This is a genomic window from Algibacter sp. 2305UL17-15 (genome assembly GCF_040720935.1).
Taxonomy (GTDB): Bacteria; Bacteroidota; Bacteroidia; order Flavobacteriales; family Flavobacteriaceae; genus Jejuia.
In genome coordinates, this window is the sequence record NZ_JBFDAE010000016.1 from 30,523 (window position 1) to 54,355 (window position 23,833).

At 35.0% G+C, this 23,833-nt stretch carries 18 protein-coding genes; 15 read left to right on the forward strand and 3 right to left on the reverse strand.

Annotation, left to right across the window (positions count from 1 at the left end; genetic code table 11):
• Positions 1-58: 58 nt before the first annotated feature.
• Genes lepB through ABXQ82_RS15400 form a run of 3 tightly spaced genes read left to right on the forward strand, consistent with a single transcriptional unit; the run spans position 59 to position 2,645 of the window.
• Positions 59-1,654, forward strand: coding sequence for a signal peptidase I (gene lepB, locus ABXQ82_RS15390; RefSeq protein ID WP_367061678.1), 1,596 nt, complete (start codon positions 59-61; stop codon positions 1,652-1,654).
• A gap of 59 nt (positions 1,655-1,713) precedes the next feature.
• A complete protein-coding gene (locus ABXQ82_RS15395) occupies positions 1,714-2,337 on the forward strand; it encodes a WbqC family protein (RefSeq protein WP_367061681.1) in 624 nt (207 codons plus the stop codon).
• The gene (locus tag ABXQ82_RS15400) at positions 2,337-2,645 is read left to right on the forward strand and encodes a DUF6122 family protein (protein ID WP_367061684.1); all 309 of its coding nucleotides are present in this window, start codon (positions 2,337-2,339) and stop codon (positions 2,643-2,645) included. The genes ABXQ82_RS15395 and ABXQ82_RS15400 overlap by 1 nt, the downstream gene beginning before the upstream one ends.
• 371 nt (positions 2,646-3,016) lie before the next feature.
• Here ABXQ82_RS15400 and glyA read toward each other — a convergent pair whose 3' ends face one another.
• Positions 3,017-4,288 carry a serine hydroxymethyltransferase gene (gene glyA / locus ABXQ82_RS15405; RefSeq protein ID WP_367061687.1) on the reverse strand — a complete coding sequence of 424 codons (1,272 nt, stop codon included), beginning with the start codon at positions 4,286-4,288 and terminating at the stop codon, positions 3,017-3,019.
• A gap of 191 nt (positions 4,289-4,479) precedes the next feature.
• Here glyA and fahA point away from each other — a divergent pair, with 191 nt between their 5' ends.
• Together fahA and ABXQ82_RS15415 are read left to right on the forward strand one after the other, a co-directional pair.
• On the forward strand, positions 4,480-5,763 hold the full coding sequence (fahA, locus tag ABXQ82_RS15410; RefSeq protein WP_367061690.1) for a fumarylacetoacetase: 1,284 nt from the start codon (positions 4,480-4,482) through the stop codon (positions 5,761-5,763).
• A 250-nt stretch (positions 5,764-6,013) separates the two neighbouring features.
• Positions 6,014-7,192, forward strand: a complete 1,179-nt coding sequence (locus ABXQ82_RS15415; protein ID WP_367061693.1) for a hypothetical protein — start codon at positions 6,014-6,016, stop codon at positions 7,190-7,192.
• Between the two features lie 163 nt (positions 7,193-7,355).
• On the opposite strand, the gene aroC is transcribed toward ABXQ82_RS15415, so the two are convergent.
• Positions 7,356-8,417: a chorismate synthase gene (gene aroC, locus ABXQ82_RS15420; protein WP_367061696.1), complete on the reverse strand. Its 1,062-nt coding sequence runs from the start codon at positions 8,415-8,417 to the stop codon at positions 7,356-7,358.
• Positions 8,418-9,293: 876 nt separating this feature from the next.
• Positions 9,294-12,218: an FAD-linked oxidase C-terminal domain-containing protein gene (locus ABXQ82_RS15425; protein WP_367061699.1), complete on the reverse strand. Its 2,925-nt coding sequence runs from the start codon at positions 12,216-12,218 to the stop codon at positions 9,294-9,296.
• A gap of 137 nt (positions 12,219-12,355) precedes the next feature.
• Here ABXQ82_RS15425 and ABXQ82_RS15430 point away from each other — a divergent pair, with 137 nt between their 5' ends.
• From ABXQ82_RS15430 to ABXQ82_RS15475, 10 genes are all read left to right on the forward strand, one after another.
• Entirely contained in the window at positions 12,356-12,847 is a 492-nt protein-coding gene (locus tag ABXQ82_RS15430; protein WP_367061702.1) for a hypothetical protein, read from the forward strand.
• Positions 12,848-12,966: 119 nt separating this feature from the next.
• The gene (locus tag ABXQ82_RS15435) at positions 12,967-13,947 is read left to right on the forward strand and encodes a Gfo/Idh/MocA family oxidoreductase (RefSeq protein WP_367061705.1); all 981 of its coding nucleotides are present in this window, start codon (positions 12,967-12,969) and stop codon (positions 13,945-13,947) included.
• Between the two features lie 67 nt (positions 13,948-14,014).
• Positions 14,015-15,064, forward strand: a complete 1,050-nt coding sequence (locus ABXQ82_RS15440) for a ThuA domain-containing protein (protein WP_367061708.1) — start codon at positions 14,015-14,017, stop codon at positions 15,062-15,064.
• 11 nt (positions 15,065-15,075) lie between these two features.
• Positions 15,076-16,068, forward strand: coding sequence for a ThuA domain-containing protein (locus tag ABXQ82_RS15445; RefSeq protein WP_367061711.1), 993 nt, complete (start codon positions 15,076-15,078; stop codon positions 16,066-16,068).
• Positions 16,069-16,216: 148 nt separating this feature from the next.
• Positions 16,217-18,355, forward strand: a complete 2,139-nt coding sequence (locus ABXQ82_RS15450; protein WP_367061714.1) for an OstA-like protein — start codon at positions 16,217-16,219, stop codon at positions 18,353-18,355.
• 25 nt (positions 18,356-18,380) lie between these two features.
• The gene (locus ABXQ82_RS15455; protein WP_367061717.1) at positions 18,381-19,565 is read left to right on the forward strand and encodes an aspartate aminotransferase family protein; all 1,185 of its coding nucleotides are present in this window, start codon (positions 18,381-18,383) and stop codon (positions 19,563-19,565) included.
• A 147-nt stretch (positions 19,566-19,712) separates the two neighbouring features.
• A complete protein-coding gene (locus ABXQ82_RS15460; RefSeq protein ID WP_367061720.1) occupies positions 19,713-21,101 on the forward strand; it encodes a tetratricopeptide repeat protein in 1,389 nt (462 codons plus the stop codon).
• Between the two features lie 44 nt (positions 21,102-21,145).
• A complete protein-coding gene (locus ABXQ82_RS15465; RefSeq protein ID WP_367061723.1) occupies positions 21,146-22,066 on the forward strand; it encodes a DUF368 domain-containing protein in 921 nt (306 codons plus the stop codon).
• Positions 22,066-23,082 (forward strand): DUF368 domain-containing protein, encoded by a 1,017-nt coding sequence (locus ABXQ82_RS15470; protein ID WP_367061726.1) that lies wholly within the window; start codon positions 22,066-22,068, stop codon positions 23,080-23,082. Before ABXQ82_RS15465 ends, ABXQ82_RS15470 begins: the two co-directional genes overlap by 1 nt.
• Complete coding sequence (locus ABXQ82_RS15475; protein WP_367061729.1) at positions 23,075-23,818, forward strand: shikimate dehydrogenase; 744 nt, start codon at positions 23,075-23,077, stop codon at positions 23,816-23,818. Before ABXQ82_RS15470 ends, ABXQ82_RS15475 begins: the two co-directional genes overlap by 8 nt.
• Positions 23,819-23,833 lie beyond the last annotated feature (15 nt).

A 23,833-nucleotide genomic window follows, 5' to 3' on the forward strand; every position in this document is an offset into this window, starting at 1 on the left:
TAAACCCGTAACAATAAAAATCCTGTTACTACTAACAAAAAATTAAAATTTTGAGATTATGACTTGGACACAATGGTTTATTTTCTTCTTGATACTACAAGTAATTCATGGTTTAGGGACTTGGAAATTATACATTAAAGCTGGCAGACAAGCATGGGAAGCTTTCGTTCCTGTTTATAATGGCGTGGTTTTAATGAAAATAATCAATCGTCCGTGGTGGTGGATTATGTTACTATTTTTACCTGTTGTGAACGTAATTATGTTCATGGTGGTTTGGGTTGAAACGGCCAGAAGTTTTGGAAAAAACACTTATTTAGATACGTTTTTGGCGGTTGTTACCTTAGGGTTTTATAATTACTATTTAAACTATGTAGCCGACGTAACATATGTTGAAAATAGAGCCTTGATGCCAATTTCTGGATCTGGAGAATGGACCAGCTCAATTTTATTTGCGATTGTAGCGGCAACTATTGTGCATACTTATTTTATGCAACCTTTTACAATTCCATCGTCTTCCCTGGAAAAATCTTTGTTGGTGGGCGATTTTCTTTTTGTGAGCAAGTTCCATTATGGCGCAAGAGTGCCAATGACAACTGTGGCCGCACCAATGGTTCACGATACCATACCTGTATTAAATAAAAAATCCTATTTATTTAACGATCATTATGATGAAAGAAAAACATCTTGGAAAAACAAACTACAACTCCCTTATTTAAGATTACCAGGGTTTGAGAAGATAGATAGAAATGAAATAGTAGTCTTTAATCAACCAGCAGATACGCTGTTGGATATGAATGTTTTTCGACCGGACAGAAACTATTATAAACCCATAGATAAGAAAACAAATCTTGTAAAGCGTTGTGTTGGTGTTCCCGGAGATTCTTTGGAAGTTCGTGGTGGGTACGTTTATATTAATGGTAAAAAGAATGAATTACCAGACAGGGCTAAATTACAATTTAGCTATGAAATTGATTTAAAACCAGGACAAGGTTTTAATGATAATATTCTAGGGTATTTAAAAGAAAGATATGATATTACTGATGGTATATATCGTAATCCAGTAACTAATAAAATTACTATTCCAGCAGCTACCGATTTAGCTGCAAATCAATTTAAAAATCATCCTAGTGTCGCGAAAATAACTAAGGTCATCGCTACTAAAGAAGACCCAGATCCTAATATTTTTCCGCATCATCCCGATTATCCTTGGAATGTTGATTATTTTGGGCCACTCTACATTCCTGAAGAAGGAAAAACTATTGATATCAATTTACAAGTTTTACCACTTTATAAAAGGTTAATAACCGAATATGAAGGCAACACGCTAAAAGTAAACGGCAATCAAATCATTATTAACGGAGAAGTTGCTACCACCTATACGTTTAAACAAAACTACTATTGGATGATGGGTGATAACCGTCATAATTCAGTCGATGCAAGACGTTGGGGATTTGTGCCATTTGATCATGTTCTTGGTAAACCAGTATTTATCTGGATGAGTTGGGACGGTATTAAAAATCCGCGTTGGGAACGCTTCTTTACAACTGTTAAAGGCGAAGGAGAGCGTACCTCTTATTTTATACCTTTTTTAGTGTTGTTGTTTGGATGGATTGGTTTTAACTCATGGCGTAAACGAAAAAAAACCAATAGCTAATTTGGGTTAAGTAGTTACGAGTTTAGTTCGTCTTAACTTAACAACATACAACTAAACAAATGACAGTTATTATTCATCCTACATATTTTCCAAACATTGCACATTTTATTGCAATGGTGCGGGCGAAAAACATCACGTTTGAAATGCAAGACAATTTTGTAAAACAAACCTATCGCAATCGCACCTACATCTATGGCGCAAATGGGAAACTCATGTTGAATATCCCAGTTATTTACTCACAAAAAAACAGACAAAAATATAGTGACGTTAAAATTTTTAATGAAGAAAAATGGCAACTTCAACATTGGAAATCTTTAGAATCCGCTTACAAAACCTCTCCTTTTTTCGAATTTTATGAAGATGAAATAAAACCTTTATTTTTTGAAGAAGCAGAATATCTTTTGGAATTTAATATAAAATGCTTTCAAGTTATTTGTGAGTGTTTACAATTAGAGTTGGAAACATCTAAAACGATTACCTTTGAAAAGAAAGTTAAAGATAAAACTGACTTTAGGTTTTTGGTAAATTCTAAAATTGAAACTATTCATAACTTTGAAACTTACACTCAAGTTTTTAGCAATAAACTCGGATTTATAAATAACTTGAGTATTTTGGATTTACTATTTAATGAAGGCCCGAATGCTTTAAATTATTTGGAATCCCAAACTATATCTATAAAATAATGTTACAATCCTTTGCGCATTATGGTTCTCACTTTTTATTGCCTTTATTAGTAGCGCTACTCTTTTTTAAATCGAATTGGAAGTATGCTTATCTTGTTATGATTGCTGGCATGTTGATTGATTTAGATCACTTGTTCGCTACTCCTATTTTCGATCCTAATCGTTGCAGTATTGGTTTTCATCCACTACACTCCTACTTTGCTGTTTTGTTTTACATCTTTTTATGTATTCCGAAGAAATCGCGATTGGTGGGTTTGGGCTTGGTGATTCATATTGTAGCAGATGTGGTGGATTGCTCTTTTATGTAAAGGTTATTATGCAGAAATTCGTGGAGTTTTCGGAAAGTGACACAGGGGAAAAGTAAAATTTTTATAAATGATGACAAATTTCTCTGTGAAACTCTGTGGTTTCCCGCGCAACTCTGTGTAATAATTTAATCGCGCAAAGCCGCGGAGGCGCAGAGGTTTAAGATAAACAAACATTGCGCGGAGTGACACAGAAGGGAAAGTAAAAAAATAAAAACTAATAATTGATGGACTATTTCTCTGTGAAACTCTCGGGTTCTCTGCGCAACTCCGTGAGATAGTGTTGTCCCGCAAACCTGACCCAGAGGGAAACGCCCCAAAACAAAAAAATCCCGCATAAAGCAGGATTTTTAATTTATATATTTAAAATAAGCTTACACAAACAAAGGTTTGTTCTTCATCATCGTGTTCACTCTTTCTTTAACTGATGCTAAAACTGTTTCGTTTTCGAAATTAGTAACCACCTCATCAATCAATTCTACTATTGTTAGCATCTCGTCTTCTTTTAAACCACGAGTCGTAACCGCAGAAGTACCTAAACGGATTCCAGAGGTTACAAATGGTGATTTATCATCGAACGGCACCATGTTTTTATTTGCCGTAATATCAGCTTTCACCAAGGCTTGTTCTGCATCTTTTCCTGAAACGTTTTTGTTTCTTAAATCGATTAGCATCATATGGTTATCAGTTCCGCCAGAAATAATGTTGTATCCTTTTTCCACCAATGCTTCCGCCATAGTTGACGCATTTTTCTTTACTTGAAGTTGATACGTTAAAAAATCATCTGTTAACGCTTCTCCAAACGCAATCGCTTTTGCGGCGATAATGTGCTCTAATGGGCCTCCTTGATTTCCTGGGAAAACTGCAGAATCCAGTAAAGAAGACATCTTTCTTAAGCTGCCGTTTTTCAATTTAATTCCAAAAGGGTTTTCAAAATCTTTTCCCATCATAATCATTCCTCCTCTAGGTCCTCTCAAGGTTTTGTGGGTAGTTGTCGTAACAACGTGACAATGTGGTAAGGGATCATTCAAAATACCTTTTGCAATCAATCCCGCAGGATGCGAAATATCGGCCAATAAAATAGCACCAACACTATCGGCAATTATTCTAAAACGCTTAAAATCAATATCCCTAGAATATGCAGACGCACCAGCAATTATTAGTTTTGGTTGCTCTTTTGTAGCGATTTCTTGAATCTTATCATAATTTAAAACGCCTGTTTCTTTTTCAACACCATAAAATACTGGGTTGTATAGTCTTCCAGAAAAGTTAACTGGCGATCCGTGGGTTAAATGCCCACCATGGGATAAATCGAATCCTAAAATGGTGTCTCCAGGTTTGATGCAGGCATGATAGACAGCAGTATTGGCTTGACTTCCAGAGTGTGGCTGAACGTTAACATATGCTGCATTAAACAAAGCTTTTGCGCGATCTATTGCTATTTGCTCAACTTCATCTACAACTTCGCACCCACCGTAATAACGCTTTCCAGGATAACCTTCAGCATATTTATTGGTTAATACAGATCCTGCAGCTTCCATCACTTGGTTACTTACAAAATTCTCTGATGCAATAAGTTCTATACCATGTAATTGGCGCTCTTTTTCAGCTTCAATAAGTTCAAAAATTTGTTCGTCGCGTTGCATAAATTATAATTGTCGTTAAATAATTGCGCAAAAATAACAAATAGATTAGTTAAAACATCACAATAGATATATTTACTAATGAAGTTATACACCGATTTATTAACCTCATAACGAAACTTACTTTTTACTGTTTTTTTTCTATTTAAATGAAAAAAATGTGTAGGTTTGAGTAACACTAAAAATCAAAAAATATGCCCTTATCAGCAAATAACCCAGATAGAACGTCGTGGTTACACGTCAATAAAAATTCAGATTTCCCAATTCAGAATATACCTTTTGGTGTGTTTTTAACCCGCGATGACATCATTACCATCGGTACTCGCATTGGCGATACTGCCATAGACTTGGGTGCTTTACACCAATTGGGTTATTTTGAGGGTATCGCGTTAACAGATGATATTTTTCTTCAAGATACATTAAACGATTTTATAGCTGACGGTAGAAAAACATGGCGCGCTGTAAGAAACAGAATTGCAGAAATTTTTGATGCTGAAAACACCACTTTAAAAAACAATAAAAAGGATAAGGAAACGGTATTGTTCCGTTTAGACGAAATAGAAATGCAATTACCTGTCCACATTGGCGATTATACCGATTTCTACTCCAGCATAGAACACGCCACAAATGTTGGCACTATGTTTAGAGACCCAGAAAATGCGCTATTACCAAACTGGTTGCATATTCCCGTGGGCTATCATGGTAGAAGTTCTTCTATTATCCCCTCTGGAATCCCTATAAACAGACCACAAGGACAAACACTTCCGGGCGATGCCAAAACACCTGTTTTTGGCCCAAGTAAACTGGTGGATTTCGAACTAGAAATGGCATTTATCACTACTGATGCAAACGATTTAGGCGAACCAATCCCAATAGAAGAAGCCGAAGAATATATTTTCGGACTCGTTTTATTAAACGATTGGAGTGCGCGCGACATTCAAAAATGGGAGTATGTGCCATTAGGGCCTTTTTTAGCTAAAAGCTTCGCATCGTCCATTTCCCCATGGATTATCACACTAGATGCTTTGGAGCCTTATCGTGTTCAAGGGCCAAAACCGTTAAAAAAGCAACTCCCTTACTTACACTATAAAGGGAAAAAAAGTTACGACATCAATTTAGAAGTTTCCATTCAGCCAAAAGGCGCTAAGGAAACGGTGGTAAGTAAATCCAATTTCAAATATATGTACTGGAATATGGTGCAACAATTGGCGCATCATACCATAAATGGGTGCCCTATAAATTCGGGCGATATGATGGGAAGCGGCACAATTTCAGGTCCAACAGAAGATAGTTACGGCTCTATGCTAGAATTGACATGGAAAGGCGAAAAACCATTAAAAATGAATGATGGTACCGAACGTAAATTCATCAACGATAACGACACGGTAATTATGCGAGGCTATTGCGAAAAAGACGGTACACGGATCGGTTTTGGAGAAGTATCCACAAAGTTGTTGCCAATCTATACGAAGAAATAGTAGTTTACCACTTACAAATTAGAGATAAAAGAATCCTGCGAAATGCGGGATTTTTTTGTTTGTTTATCCTGAATATGGTTGAAGAATTACAATCATCTAAAATCAACATAAAAAATCTTAAAAGTAATCAAAAACTTACTTTTATAGCAAACAAAATACATTTCATCTGATTTATTAGTCGTTATAACATGTATTTGCTATTTTGGCACAGCTATTGGAAAGTATAACCAATAACCAAAAAAGTTAACCCATGAAAAAAGCATTACTTTTTACAATACTAGTTTCATTCTTAGTGTCCTGTAACACAAGAAAGCAAGTTGAAACCGCGGTCAATTCTGGAAATTACGACCAAGCAATTACTACTGCGCTTCAAAAACTAAGAAAAAATAAAGACAAAAAGCGTAATTACGATTACATTATTATGCTTCAAGATGCCTATTATAAAGTTGTAGCACGCGATTTAGAAAACATTGCGCATCTTAAAAAAGACAACAATCCTGAAACGTTCAGAAATATCTATGAAAGTTATTTAGATTTAGATGCAAGACAAAATGCTATAAAACCTATTTTACCATTATACGTAAATGGAAAAAACATTCCGTTTGAGTTTAACAATTATAGTAACGATATTATAGCTTCTAAAACACAACTTGCAGATTATACTTATGAAAAAGGATTAGACCTTTTAGAGTCTGATGATAAGCGATTGATCAGGGAAGCGTATAGTGAATTATCGTATTTAGAACGTATCAGTCCAAATTACGAAAACACAAGAGACCTTTTAGCAGAAGCGCACCAACGAGGAAAGGACCATATCTTGGTTTCAATTCATAACGATACGCAACAAGTTATTCCGCAACGTTTAGAAGCCGAGTTATTAAACTTTGACACCTATGGTTTAAATAAATTTTGGAGTGAATATCATGCGAATAAAATGCCAAATCTTAAATATGATTATGCACTCCACCTTAATTTAAAGCACATTGATGTGTCTCCAGAACGAATCAACCAACGTGAATTTTTAAGAGAAAGAGAAGTTGCCGATGGTTGGAAATACGAAAAAGACCGCAAAGGAAATGTTGTAAAAGACAGTTTAGGAAACGATATTAAATATGAAAAAATCATCAAAGTAAGAGGTCGTTTATATGAAACCATACAAACAAAAACGGCACAAGTAATTGCTGATGTGGTATATATAGATACTGAAAGCAATCAAGCCATAGACACCTTTACCATAGATAGTGGTTTTACATTCGAGCATATTTTTGCAAGATATAAAGGCGATAAACGTGCATTAATTAAAGAAGACAGACAATTGTTGAATAACAGACGTCTCCCCTTCCCAAGTAACGAACAAATGGTGTTTGATACTGGAGAAGACTTGAAATTGCAGTTGAAGGATATTATTGGGTCTTATGCTGTGAGATAAAAAACAAAAAACTCCCAAGAATTTCTTGGGGTTTTTTCGTTCGATTATTTTGCGATAGCCTTAACCTTTTTGTGCTAAGACTGAATTTTAAAGTTTACCCAGAAATTAGATTTAAACACAAACTATAATGAAATACTGAAACAAGTTCAGTACGGGAAAAAATCTAAGAATATATTTTATTTATCAGGTAAAAATCGGCAATAACAAGCGCAGCCATTGCCTCTACAATAGGTACTGCGCGAGGTACGACACAAGGATCGTGACGCCCTTTGCCCTGCATTTCTACGGTATTGCCTTGTTTATCTATGGTTTCGTATTTCTGGATAAGCGTTGCTACGGGTTTGAATGCGACGTTAAAATAAATGTCCATCCCGTTGCTTATTCCGCCTTGAATACCGCCAGAGTAATTGGTTTTTGTGGTGCCATCACTATTAAAAGCATCGTTATGATCGCTGCCGTACATGGTGCTGCCGTGGAATCCGCTGCCATATTCAAAACCTTTGACGGCGTTTATAGATAGCATGGCCTTACCTAATTCGGCATGTAATTTATCGAACACGGGCTCGCCTAAACCAACGGGAACATTCTTGATAACACAACTTACAATACCACCAACAGTATCGCCTTTTCCGCGGACCTCTTTAATGTAAGTTTCCATTTTTGCCGCCATGTTTTGATCTGGACAACGTACTATGTTTGACTCAATTTCAGTAAGGTCTAATTCGTTGTATGGTTTATCGAGTTTCATGGTGCCAACACCAGAAACATAGGCATAAATGGCCACGTCTTTGAGCATTTGTTTTGCTACGGCACCTGCTACCACACGACATGCCGTTTCGCGGGCAGAACTACGTCCGCCACCACGGTAATCCCTTATGCCGTATTTTTTATCGTAGGTATAATCGGCATGGCTTGGGCGGTAACTGTCCTTTATATGGGAATAATCGTGAGATTTCTGGTTGGTGTTTTCTATAACGAAACCTATGGAAGTCCCTGTGGTTACACCTTCAAAAATACCTGAATAAAACTTTACGGTATCTGGTTCTTTACGTTGGGTAACAATGGCAGATTGCCCTGGTTTTCTTCGGTTTAATTCGTTTTGGATCTCGTCTAAATCTAGTTCAATCCCTGGAGGACAACCGTCGATTACGCCACCTAAAGCAGGCCCGTGAGATTCGCCGTAAGTTGTTAGATTAAATAGTTTTCCGAAGGAATTTCCAGCCATGTTTTTAATTTTTTGCTAAAATAAACTATCGGCTTGAATTACGCTAATTTTGGATGAATTCTAAAGAGATCTCTAAAATTTTTCTCGCAAAGTCGCGAAGGCGCAAAGAGTTTTTGAGGTTAAATGTAACCTTAGAATATTCAGGACATTTAAGAAAAACTTAAAATAGTTGGAATTGTTTAAGTTTTAGTTCAAACTGCGACTGCGACTGCGACTGCGACTGTTTACTGTTTACTGCGACTGCCCACTGAATGCTGAAAAATTTTCTCGCAAAGTCGCGAAGGCGCAAAGAGATCTTGAGGTTAAACGTTACAGCAGAAAAAGAAGTGGATTTAGTTAGCTTGTAAATATGTAAACAACTGACTGAAACTGTTTACTGTTTACTGCGACTGCCCACTGAATACTGAAAAATTTTCTCGCAAAGTCGCGAAGGCGCAAAGAGATCTTGAGGTTAAATGTTACGGCAGAAAAAGAAGTGGATTTAGTTAGCTTGTAAATATGTAAATAACTGACTGAAACTGTTTACTGTTTACTGCGACTGCCCACTGAATGCTGAAAAAAAAATTCTCGCAAAGTCGCGAAGGCGCAAAGAGTTTTTGAGGTTAAATGTTACGGCAGAAAAAGAAGTGGATTTAGTTAGCTTGTAAATATGTAAATAACTGACTGAAACTGCTTAATGTTTACTGCGACTGCCTACTGCCTACTTTTTACTGTTTACTGCGACTGCCTACTGAATACTGAAAACTTTTCTCGCAAAGTCGCGAAGGCGCAAAGAGATCTTGAGGTTAAATGTTACGGCAGAAAAAGAAGTGGATTTAGTAAGCTTGTAAATATGTAAATAACTGACTGAAACTGCTTAATGTTTACTGCGACTGCCTACTGAACAAGCGCTTCCCTCAAAATAGTCACAGGATGCTTCGCTTCCCTATCCGTTCCGTCTTTTATTTGATGTCTGCAACTCGTTCCGTTTGCTGCAATAACTGTTTCCAATGAAGCTTTTCGAACTGCTGGAAACAAGGTTTGCTCGCCTATTTGCATGCTGATTTCGTAATGCTCCTTTTCGTAACCAAAGCTCCCTGCCATACCACAACAGCCACTTGGAATAATGGTCACTTTATAATTCTTAGGCAAATTTAAAACTGAAAAACTTGAAAGTTGATTTTGCATTGCTTTTTGATGGCAATGGCCGTGGAATTTGATTTCTTTCGATTCTAAAGTGAATTGCTCTGGTTTTATGTTGCCTATTGCTATTTCATTTTGAATAAATTCTTCAATTAAATAAGTGTGTTCAGATATTGCTTCCGCAGCAGTTTTATCGTCCGCTAATTTTAAATACTCGTCTTTAAACGTTAAAATTGCTGAAGGTTCAATTCCTATTAATGGCGTTGCTTCTGAAATCTTATTTTTGAATATTGAAACATTTTTATTCGCTAATTCTTTTGCTTGTTCTAGCAATCCTTTTGATAAAAATGTGCGACCTGATTCTGAGTTTTCTATAATTTCAACAGAATAATTTAAACTTTTCAAAAGTTCTAAAGAATCAATTCCAATAGGAGTATCTAAATAATTTGTAAACTCATCATTAAATAAATAAACGGTTTTAATATAATTTCCTCTATTTCTAATTAATTTGAAATTCTGATAATACTCATTTAAATTTTTATTTGAAATCAAAGGCAAGCTTCTTTCTTTCGCAATTCCAAGTGATTTTTTTAAAATTGAAGTCGTTAATCCGTTCGAAAACATGAAATTGGCCAACCTCGAAAATTTACTTCCAATAATGTTTAATTTATTGTTATAAGCAAATAATTTAGTACGCAAAGAAAAGCCATTTTCTTTTTGATATTGGTATTGAAATTCAGCTTTTAAACTCGCCACATCTACACTACTCGGGCATTCGCTTGAACATGCTTTACAGCTCAAACATAAATCGAACACTTCTTTTAATTCTTTATGATTGAATTTATTTGATTTATCAGAATTGGTCAAAAACTCACGTAAGGCATTGGCTCTTGCTCGAGTTGTATCTTTTTCGTTTCTAGTAGCGCGATAACTTGGACACATGGTACCTCCGAATTCTGGTAATTTTCTACAATCACCAGAACCGTTGCACTTTTCTGTTTCCCGTAAAATACCCTGTGATTTTGAAAAATCCAATAGGGTTTCAATTTGTGGTTCTACCCTATCTTCTTTATAGCGCAACGATTTATCCATAGGTAAAGCATCCACGATCTTACCAGGATTAAAAATATTATCAGCATCAAAAGCGTGTTTTATGCGTCTTAATAATTGATAATTCTTATCGCCAATCATTAATGGAATAAATTCGGCGCGTACAATGCCGTCGCCATGTTCTCCACTAAAAGAGCCATTGTATTTCTTTACTAAGTGTGCTACATCGGTCGTTATTTTTCTAAATAACACGACGTCCTCTTTCTGTTTTAAATCCAAAATAGGCCGTAAATGAATTTCCCCTGCCCCTGCATGGGCATAATAGACCGCATTTTGATTGTATGCAGCCATTAATTTTGTAAACTCTGAAATATAACTTGCCAAATCATCCAGCACCACAGCGGTATCTTCAATACAAGCAACTGCTTTTTTATCGCCTATCATATTTCCTAATAAGCCTAAACCCGCACTTCTTAAATTGTTTGCTTTATCAATATCGTTCCCGACAAGAACTGGTGTTGCATAACTTAAATTTGATTTCTGTAAGGTCCTAATTAGCGCATCTGTTTGTGCTTTGGCATCTTCAAGTGTTTTAGATTTTACTTCACACATTAAAATAGCCATAGGATCTTTAACTAAAAAACGCCTGTTTTCTTGCTGTGTCTTATTGCGTTTTGTACAATCTAAAATGGTTTTATCCATCATTTCACAGGTGTACAACTTATGTTTCATAACTGGAACTACTGCTTTTAAACAGTTTTCTATACTGTCAAAATGTGCAGCTACCATCATACTATATTCTGGTGCTATTGCGTCTAACTTCAGCGTGATTTCCGTGGTAAATGCCAATGTGCCTTCACTACCAGATAACAATTTACACATGTTGAATTTTTCAGAACTATCTGAAAAAATGTCAGATTTAATCAATTCGTCAATAGCATAGCCCGTATTTCTTCTATGAATTTCTGGTTTAGGAAAATTATCTTTTATTTCATTTTGAACTGACTCAGGCTTTAATTCCTCGTACAAAGTTTTATAAATTCTACCTTCTAGAGCACTTTCCTTTGTTTTTTGAATGAAGGTTTCGGAAGACATACTTCCAAAAGTAGCTTCACTCCCATCACTTAAAATCGTTCTTAACCCTAAAACCTTATCTCGCGTAACACCATATCGAATTGAAGTTGTTCCTGAAGAGTTATTACCAACCATCCCACCAATCATACAGCGGTTTGAAGTAGAAGTATTAGGTCCAAAAAACAAACCGTAAGGCTTCAAATAGTTATTTAACTCGTCCCGGACCACTCCAGGTTGCACTGTTACCGTTTTCTCGTTTTGATTAAAATTTAAAATTTTTGTAAAATATTTTGAAACATCAACAACAATACCTTCTCCAACACATTGTCCTGCCAAAGAAGTTCCAGCAGTTCTTGGAATTAATGACGTTTTATGTGCCTTAGCATATCTTATAAGTTCCTTTAAATCTTGACTATTTTTTGGGTATGCAACAGCCAATGGTAGAATTCTATATACAGAAGCATCTGTGGCATATAATGATTTCATTAAATCATCATAAAACAATTCTCCTGACAACTCTGACTTTAAGACACTTAGATACTTATTTGTTTGCATTGACATCAAATTCAATTAAAGGCTAAATATAAATACATTTTTGGCGTTATTTTTGCAAAGTTATTCAGAATAATAAACATGGTCTTTTTAAACAAATAGACCGTATATATGAATTGAAACTAAAAATTTAAAAACTTATGAAAAAATTATTTTTATTGGCAATTGCCGTAGTCGGTTTTTCTTTCACCTCTAATGCCCAAGATATTTCCGAGAATGCAATCGGGCTTCGTTTAGGCGACAGCGACGGGTTTGGTGCTGAAGTATCTTACCAACGTGCGTTAGGCGCAAACAATCGTTTAGAATTAGATTTAGGCTGGAGAAATGGAAACAACTACGATGGCTTCAAACTTGCTGGCTTATACCAATGGGTATGGGATTTAGATGGCGGTTTTAACTGGTATGCTGGTGTTGGTGGCGGATTAGGATCTTTTAGTTTTAACAACCCCGGCGGAAAAGATATCTCTGATACTTTCGTATTCGTCGCTGGTGATGTGGGGATTGAGTACAACTTTGATATCCCATTATTATTGTCATTGGATTTTAGACCAGAAATTGGTTTTGGTGATGACACCTTTAATAATAATGATTTAGATTTTGATATCGCTTTAGGCATTCGTTACCAATTTTAACCAAGCATTTTTCATTATAATATCGAAGCACCCTTTTTTGGGTGCTTTTCTTTTTACCAATAATTTGTTTTTAAAAACTGCTTAATAATATATCTTTGAAATTGTATTAATAATCAAGTATGAAGAAAATTATGAAATGGGGTTTTATAGGTTGTGGTAGCGTTACTGAGGTAAAAAGCGGTCCCGCATACCACCAACAAACTGAAGGTTTTGAAGTAGTTGCAGTTATGCGCCGCGATTTAGACAAAGCAAAAGATTATGCTGCACGTCATAATATTTCAGCATATTATAACGATGCAGATGCGTTAATTAATGACGAAAATGTTGAGGCCGTTTATATAGCGACACCTCCCGATAGCCATAAAGAATATGCCTTAAAAATTGCGGAAGCAGGAAAAATTTGTTGCATTGAAAAACCATTAACACCTAGTTATAAAGACAGTTTAGAGATTCAAAATGTATTTGAATCTAAAAACCTTCCGTTGTTTGTTGCTTATTATCGTCGCTCTTTACCTCGTTTTTTAAAAGTGAAGTCTTGGATTGATAATGGTACTATTGGAGAAATTCGACACATTAATTGGTCATTTTGCAAACCACCAAACGCTATGGACTTAGCGAAAACCTATAATTGGAGAACGGATTCTAAAATTGCTCCCGGAGGGTATTTTGATGATTTAGCTAGCCATGGTCTGGACTTATTTGCATTCTTGTTAGGTGATTTTGAAGATGCTCAAGGGATTTGTAAAAACCAGCAAAACCTTTATGATGCTCATGATGCGATTACTGGGTCTTGGGTTCATAAACATAAAATAACTGGTTCTGGAAGTTGGAATTTTGGAAGTCATAACCATATGGATGATGTTACTATCATTGGTAGTAAAGGACAAATTCGTTTTTCTGTATTTTTAGAAAACCCTGTTTATTTAAAGACTGAAAATACCGAAGAAGAACTTTTTATTGAGAACCCAAAACACATTCAATTGTATCATGTAAACGGTATGCGTGATGAATTACTTTTTAACAATTCCAAACATCCATCAACTGGAAAAACCGCTACACATACCAGTTGGGTTATGGATAAAATTCTTGGAAAACTATAACCTCAACCTAATTTTTTCCTAAGACTGAGATTCATTTTTAATATCTTCACAGAACTAAATTCACACTATGAAACTTCGATATTTTTTAACCTTTCTTTTAGGAATAACACTTTTATCCAGTTGTAAATCAAAATCATCTGAAACTAAAGAAAAGCTCAAAGTTTTAATTGTAGATGGCGAAAACAATCATGGTATTTGGCCAAAGAGTACGTTTATGATGAAGGACTTTTTGGAACAAACAGGATTATTTGATGTTGAAATAGCCAGAAAAAAATATACTTGGATTGGGCCACATTATAATAAAGTTGAAGGTATTGAAGACATTAATGAATTGTTGATGCTCTATCCTTTAAATGACGGTGTTTCCAGAACACCTGTAGATTCCACAAAATTCGATCCCGATTTTAATCCAGATTTTAAAAAATATGATTTGGTGGTGAATAATTTAGGTTGGAAATCTTCTGAATGGCCAGAAGCAACAAAACAAAATTTTGAAGACTATATGAAGAATGGGGGTGGTTTGGTTATAGTCCATGCCGCAAATAATGCATGGGGAGATTGGGACGCATACAATAAAATGATTGGTCTTGGCGCTTGGGGCGGTAGAGATGCAGAAACGGGGCCTTATGTTTTTTATAATGAAAACAATGAAATTGAGCGAGATCCTTCAGAAGGTATTTGTGCTTCCCATGGCAAACAATACGAATTTCAAATTCAAACTAGAGCTTCAGAACATCCTATTATGAAAGGTTTACCAAAGCTATGGCTTCATACAAAAGATGAACTTTACGACCGCATGAGAGGTCCAGGAGAAAACATGACAATTCTAGCCACAGCCTACTCTGACATTGAAGGCAATGCGCCACCATGGAAAAAAGACGTAAAAGGAACTGGAAGACATGAACCAATGTTGATTGCTGTTGAGTACGGAAAAGGTCGTGTGTTTCATTCAGCCTTAGGACATATGGATTATTCTATGGAATGTATTGGTTTTATAACGACATTTCAGCGTGGTGCAGAATGGGCAGCTACTGGAAACGTTACACAATCTATTCCTGAAAACTTTCCAACCGCTGATACATCCTGTGCTATAAACTGGACATTAAAAACTGAATAGGAGAAATTCATATGAAACTAAAAATAGCACTTTTAATAGGTTGGACTGTTTTAATAAACAGTTGCAAATCTCAAACAAATTCTACAAGCAAAGTCACTAAAACACAACTCAGGGTGCTGATAATGGACGGTGAAAACAATCATGCCATTTGGCCAAAAACCACAGTAATGCTTCAAGATTATTTAGAAGAAACTGGGCTTTTTAAAGTTGACATTACCAGGAAAGCATATACTTGGAAAGGAGAAAAACTTATTGAAAAATTTCCGTTAACACCACCTATTAAAACAACTCCAGTTAAAGAGCCAAAATACGACCCAAATTTTAAACCAGATTTTAGCAACTATGATTTGGTGGTTTCCAACTTAGGTTGGAAAGCCTCTGATTTACCAGATGAAACCAAAGCTAGTTTTGAAAATTACATGGCCAATGGTGGCGGATTAGTTGTAATTCACGCAGCAGATAACGCTTGGGGAGACTGGGATGAATTTAATAAAATGATCGGTCTAGGTGGCTGGGGCGGTAGAAACGAAATAACTGGGCCTTATGTGTTTTATAACGATCAAAATGAAGTTGAACGTGACCCATCAAAAGGTAATTGTGGACAACACGGAAAACAGTCTGAATTTATTTTAACCACACGAGTTCCCGAACACCCAATTATGAAAGGCTTACCTAAGGAATGGCTGCACGCAAAAGATGAATTGTATGAAAAACTAAGAGGTCCTGCTGAAAATATGACCATTCTTGCGACAGCATATTCAGATAAAAAAAACGATAAAAACCGCACAGGAAGACACGAGCCAATGTTAATGACCATTAATTACAAAAAAGGTCGCGTGTTTCATACAACGTTGGGACACATGGACTATTCCATGGAATGTGTTGGTTTTATAACTACTTTTCAACGCGGTTCAGAATGGGCAGCTACAGGTAATGTAACGCAAAAAGTGCCTCAAGACTTTCCAAATTCAGACAAAATTAGTGTTCGGAAATGGTTGCCTTAAGAAAATAAATTAAAAAAGACTTGAAGTAAACTTCTAATAAATATTAAAAACGCTTGTGCTGCAACTTCAGGTGAAGCGTTTTTTTGTTCTACTCATTTATACTTATACATCATATTAATCGTTATTTTTGCGATAAACATTTTCAGATTTGAAAACACTTAATCTCCTATACAGTTTAGTATTTATTCTTGCATTTGGCACCTCAAATTTAATGGGGCAACAAATGATTGAAATTAAATATTCTGGTTTCCTAAATTTTGATGAAGAAGCGTATCCTGGTGCAAAAATATTGACCCGAGATGATTCTCAGCAAGTACACATTTTTCATGAGGGTACAAACATGTGGTGCGACAAAGCTTATTATTACGGTAAAGAAAACTTTATTGAGGCTTACGGAAATGTGAAAATGATACAGGGTGATACTATTAATATGACTTCAAAATACGTTGAATATAGTGGTATTACACAATTGGCTTTTGCAAGTGGCGATGTGGTTTTAACAGATCCTGGTTCCACAATTTCTACAGACACGCTATATTTTGATAGGGAAAGACAACAGGCTTTTTACCGTAATATGGGTACAGTTGTTAAAGACTCATCTGGTACTATTACAAGTAAAATAGGACGCTATTATATGAACGATAAAAAATATCAGTTTGTTGAAGACGTTGTGCTCACTAATCCAGAAGCTAAAGTTTTAACAGATTATTTCGATTTTTATTCCGACACAGGTTATGCCTATTTATTTGGCCCTTCTACAATAACTACTGAAGAAAGTGTTACCTACTGTGAAAAGGGCTTTTATGACACTAAGGCAAAAACTGGTTACGCCATGAAAAATGCCAAAATTGATTATGATGACAAAGAAATAGTTGGCGACAGTTTATTTTTTGATCAAAATAGAAACTTTTCATCAGCAACAAATAATATTAAAATAACCGATACTTTAAACAATAGTGTTGTAAAAGGCCATTATGCCGAAGTTTTTAAAGCCAAAGATTCCATTTTTATAACCAAACGTGCTTATGCCATAACTGTTCAAGAAAAAGATTCCATCTACATTCACGGAGATACCCTAATGGTAACAGGTAAACCAGAAAAAAGGATTACACGAATTTTTAGGAATGTAAAACTTTACAAATCTGATATTAGTGCTAAATCTGATTCAATTCACATGGATCACGAAAGCGGCTTAACGCAACTTATCAACATCAATGATGCCAGTTCTAGTGGTGCATTCACAACAGCCCGGAAACCTATCTTATGGAATTTGGCCAATCAAATGACAGGTGACACCATTCATTTACAATCAGATACCGAAAAAGACAAACTAGACTCACTTATCGTATTTAATCATGCGTTTTTAATAAGTAAGGACACGCTTGGCGATGGCTACAACCAAATAAACGGTAAACGATTAATTGGCTTGTTTAATGATAAAAATGAATTAAATCAGGTCGATATCATTAAAAATGCGCAGTCCATTTATTACTTCAGAAATGAAGACAATGAATTGGTAGGTATTGATAAGTCGAAATCGGGATTAATTACTATTTTCATTGAAGATAACGCGATTCAAGAAGTTAGAAAAATAAACCAAATAGACGGCGATATTTATCCAGAATCCAAATTCCCAAAAAACGAAAGAATTCTAAAAGGATTTGATTGGCGAGAAGATGAGCGCCCCAATAGTGTTGAGGATTTATTTAAAGATGATCCGCCATTAGAATTACCAGTAATTCAAGGACTGGAGGATTATGTGCCACAAGAAGATTTTTTTGATGACCAAATTTCAGAGCGGATTAAATTTATAGGAAAAAAGCCTAAAGCAAATAAGATATTAGAAGTTAAAAATGAAATTGATCTCGGTACTTCTAAAAATTTACTGAAATCTAATAATAATTTTCAATCTAAAGACTGGGAAAAAGTGAGAGTATTGGTTAAACCCAGTAAAGCCATATCTCCAATTAACACCTCTATGACCAATAAATTAGTAGGGTCTGGACCTAAAAGTGGTTATATGTATCAACATGTCCCTAACCTAACTGGGAATTTCACTTTAACACTTTGGCTAAAGGGCAAGGGTTCAATTTTGATTGGTCTTGAAGAACATGGTGGTGACCTTACAAAGTACAAAGTTAAAGTTTTGGAACTTTCAGAAAAATGGGTAAAACATTCTGTTAAGTGTAAAAAAGACAATGATGGGAATAAAATTAGAGTTATCATAAGTAGATTCAAATCTACTAATAGTGTTGAAATATGGAATCCTGAGTTGTTTGAGGATTAATTTGAGAAATGATTTGCGTTAATATATGAAACCAGACTTCCTAAAATACCAAGCGCAAACCACTCCTACCCCTCTAGCACTTGAAATATCCCATGCTGATGGCTGTTATATTTATGACACAAATAATAAACAGTATTTGGATTTTGTCGCAGGTGTTTCAGCTTGTACATTAGGACATCATCATCCTAAAATAAACGAAGCCATTAAAAACCAACTGGATAAATATTTGCACGTCATGGTGTATGGTGAATATATTCAAAAACCCGCGGTTGAGCTCACAAAACTTTTAGCAAAAAATTTACCTAAGCATTTAGAAAAAACATACTTAACCAATTCTGGCACAGAAGCCGTTGAAGGCGCATTAAAATTGGCTAAACGCGCTACTGGACGCCATGAGATTATTGCTGCAAAAAATGCCTATCACGGCAACACCATGGGCGCCATGAGCGTCATGGGCTTCGAAGAGCGCAAGCAAGCCTTTAGGCCATTATTACCAAATATTAGATTTATTGCGTTTAATAATGAAAATGATTTAGAAGCTATCACCAATAAAACGGCATGTGTTATTTTAGAAACCATTCAAGGTGGCGCTGGCTTTATTGAACCTAAAAATAATTACTTAAAGAAAGTCCGCGAACGTTGTTCAGAAGTTGGTGCTTTATTAATTTTAGATGAAATTCAATCAGGAATTGGAAGAACAGGCAAACTCTTTGGTTTTGAAAATTATAATTGTATCCCAGATATCTTAGTTTCAGGAAAAGGATTAGGCGGCGGAATGCCAATTGGTGCTTTTACTGCTTCGGGAGAATTGATGGATCTATTACAAGACAACCCAAAACTGGGACATATTACCACCTTTGGCGGTCACCCACTTATTGCAGCTTCTGCCCTTGCAACTTTATCTGAAGTTATTGAAAGTGATGTAATGGCGCAAAGTTTAAAAAAAGAACAACTCATTAGAAAATTATTAAAGCATAAATTAATCAATGAAATTAGAGGAAAAGGTTTAATGCTTGCCTTAATTTTACCATCTGCCGAAATCGCCAACGCTTTAATACTGGAAAGTAAAAACCGAGGTCTCATCTTATTTTGGTTGTTATTTGAACCAAAAGCCGTTAGAATTACACCGCCCCTAACCATTTCTAACAAAGAGATAGCCGAAGGATGTAATATTATTCTCTCTGTTCTCGATGAAATGCATAAAGCTTAAATCCATCTCAACACATTGAAAAACAGCAATTAGGACTCATTCACAACACCTATGTTCATTACTTTGTTAAAAACATTTGCAATATTGCATATCATCAATTAACCTATAACATTACTTTTATTGCTGTAAAATAGTTACAACTTGTTTATGGAGTTTAGTCAAAGCGACAACAACAATTTACCTCTTACTAAGTTTGAATCGATGTTAAAAACAAATCACGTTTTGTTTTTTGATTCCGAAGAATTTGAGAACATCATTCATCATTATCTTAACCAAGGAAAAATAGCTTTAGCAAAAAAAGCGATAAAACTTGGTTTGGCACAACATCCTACCTCCATTAATTTAAGATTATTTAAAGTTGAAATTCACGTATTTGAAAATAATTTAGATGAAGCAGACAAGCTTTTGAACGATCTATATTTAATCGAACCTCATAACGAAGAAATTTTTATTCAAAAAGCTAATATTTTATCTAAAAAAGATAACCATATAAAGGCGATTGAAGTTTTAAAACATACTTTAGATTTAACCGATGACCTTGTAGATATCTACTCCTTAATCGGAATGGAATACTTGTTTATAGATGAATTTGAAAATGCAAAAACATATTTTAAGAAATGTCTTGAAGAAGACATTGACGATTACTCGGCACTTTATAATGTGATATATTGTTTTGATTATCTGGAACAAAACCAAGCTGCCACAGACTATCTAAATACTTTTTTAGATAAAAACCCATATTGCGAAGTTGCATGGCATCAATTAGGAAAACAGTATGTTACTTTAGAACTATACAAAAAAGCACTTGCGGCTTTTGATTTTGCAATCATTTCAGATGATACATTTGTAGGTGCCTATTTAGAACGCGGGAAGGTTTTAGAAAAACTTGGGGAATACCTGCAAGCTATTGAAAGTTACAATCTTACATTAAGATTGGATGACCCTACTGCATTTGCGTTATTAAGAATTGGACATTGCTATGAAAAATTAGGCAATTTAGATGTTGCGGTTCAGTATTACTACAAAACAGTTGAAGAAGACCCACAACTAGATAAGGGCTGGATTGCCATTACAAGGTTTTACAAAAAAGAGAAAAACTACCAAAAAGCTTTATATTATATCAATAAGGCCATTAATATCGATTCTGAAAATGTTCACTATTGGAAATTGTATTCACAAATCAACCAACGTTTAAATCACTTTGAAGAAGCAGAGCGTGGCTATAAAAAAACGTTAGAGTTAGGCAATTTCGAAATTGATACTTGGATTGCTAGAGGCGATTTATTGCTAAAACTTGGTGAACCAGAAGCAGCACTATTCAACTTTGAACAAGCTTTGGAATTCTTCCCAGAAAATGCTGAAATTGAATACCGTTTGGCAGGTTTGAATTTCACATTAAATCAAAATACAAAAGGGCTTTTTTATCTTAAAAACGGACTGCGAAACAACCGTGATTATAGTTTTATAATCGATGAGCTTTTTCCTGATTTTGCAAATAGCGACCAGGTAAAAACCCTACTAAAAACTACATCCTAATTCAACTCAAATTGCATACCTTTGGTTTTCTTAAAAATCAATACATGCAAAGAAAATTAACTGACTATTTAATGGTTTCCTTAAAAGGTATGGCAATGGGTGCCGCCGATGCCGTTCCAGGCGTATCTGGAGGAACTATAGCTTTTATTTCTGGTATATACGAAGAACTAATTTCAACCATTAGCAACGTAAATTTAGCACTGTTTAAAGTATTGTTCCAACAAGGCATTAAACCCTTTTGGGAAAAACTAAATGGGAATTTTATCGTTGCTTTATTAGGTGGAATTGTTGTGAGTTTTGTCTCTTTTATGAGAATCGCAAAATACCTTTTAGAATTTTATCCCGTGCTTATATGGTCTTTTTTCTTTGGTCTTATAATTGCCAGTATCTATTTTGTAGGGAAACAAATTACGAAATGGCATCTTGGAACGATCGTAGCTTTAGTTCTAGGAACAGTTATGGCCTATTATATTTCTACATTACCATCCTTAGAAAATAACACCAATAATTACTTCTTATTTATTGCAGGTGCCATTGCCATTTGTGCAATGATATTACCTGGTATTTCTGGCTCTTTCATACTTATAATTCTTGGAGCTTATAAAACATTGAGCAATGCCCTTCATGATATAGATGTAAAAAAAATTATAGTTTTTACCCTAGGTGCAATTTTTGGCTTGTTAAGCTTTAGCCATGTTTTAAAATGGTTATTCAAAAATTACCATAATACCACTTTAGCATTATTAACAGGTTTTATTTTTGGGTCTCTAAATAAGGTTTGGCCCTGGAAAAAAACCTTGTCTTGGCACACAGATTCTAAAGGCATTGAATCCCCCTTATTGCAAGAAAGCGTGTCTCCCTTCAACTTCGAAGGAGAACACCAAGTTGTTTTTGCACTAGTTTTAATGATTCTAGGATTTTTAACTATTTTTATTCTTGAAAAACTAGGCAGTAAAAAACAATAATGGAAAGCACCAGAACCTTTAAAGATAAAATCTTTCTAGTTTTAAAAGGACTAGGTATGGGTGCCGCTAATAAAGTGCCTGGTGTATCTGGAGGTGTGGTTGCCTTTGTAGCCGGGTTTTACGAGGAATTTATTTATTCGCTTAAAAAGGTAAATGGTAAAGCGTTTAAGCTTTTAATAAACGGGAGGTATAAAAGTTTTTTCAATTATATAAATGGGCGTTTTCTCGGACTTCTTTTTCTGGGAATGGTTGTGAGTTATTTTAGTGTTTCAAAGATATTGGATTATCTTATTCTGCACTATGAGCTGTACGTTTGGAGTGTTTTCTTTGGCATGATTATCGGTTCCATTTATTACATCAATAAAGATTTTGAGGATTGGAACAACAAAACTTATATCTCATTAACATTAGGAATTATTTTAGGTTTAAGCATCAGTTTCTTGAATCCTGCAAAAGAAAATGACAACCTATTTTTTGTGTTCTTTTGTGGCATTATAAGTGTATCAGGGATGACATTACCAGGTTTTTCCGGTTCTTTCATACTTATTATACTCGGGAATTATGTACTGCTCTTAGTGGATTCGGTCAATGCCCTATTTGATACTTTTTCTGAAATAATTCGTGGAGACTTTAGTTTTATCGAAAATCAAGCGCGCATTAGAATGTTAAAGGTACTTTCTGTTTTTACATTGGGTTCCGTAACTGGTTTAGTGACGTTCTCGCATGTGCTCAGTTATATTTTAAAACATTACAAAAGTATCACAACTGCGGCCATAATCGGGTTTATAGTAGGCTCACTAGGAGTGGTATGGCCATGGAAAGAAACAATTTACAAACTCATGGAAAATGGTGATTTTCTGTTGGATTCAAGGGGAGAAAAAATAATAGAGAACTATCATAGATTTATTCCAAAATTACATTCTGAAACATATTACGCCATAGGTTTTATTATATTAGGTTTTGCAATAGTTGTGGGACTCGAAATTTATGGTAACAAGCAAAGAAAACATGTATAAATTAGGACTTTTAGGTAAAAATATTTCATACTCTTTTTCAAGAGAATATTTTAGAAATAAATTTAAAAAGGAAGACATTGACTCCGTCAATTACGATAATTTCGATATTCAAGATATTTCATCATTCCCCGAAATTATAAAAAACACAGAGGGCTTAAAAGGATTAAACGTTACCATACCCTATAAAGAAGCCGTGATTCCTTATTTGGATAAACTGAATAAAAAAGCAAAGGAAATCGGAGCGGTTAACACCATAAAAATTACTAAAAAAGGCAAATTAGTTGGCTATAACACAGACTGTTATGGGTTTAAAAAAACATTAGAACCCTTCTTGAAAAAACATCATAAAACAGCATTGATTTTAGGAACAGGAGGCGCGAGTAAAGCGGTACTTTACACCTTAAAACAAAAGAATATAAAGTGTCATTATGTTTCAAGAAGAGCTTCAAAACACGTGAAATACACCTACGCTGACCTTAATGAAAAAATTATTTCTAAACATCAAATCATCATAAACTGCACACCACTTGGAACATTTCCAAATGTTCATGAATGTCCGGATATTCCATATCAGGGCATCACCAATAAGCACATTCTTTTCGATTTAATTTACAATCCTGAAGAAACAAAATTCCTAAGTCAAGGCAAACAAAATGGTGCTGTTATAATTAATGGTCTAAATATGCTAAAACTGCAAGCAGAAAAAGCGTGGTCCATTTGGAATATCATGAACTAAAAACTTTAGCCGTTA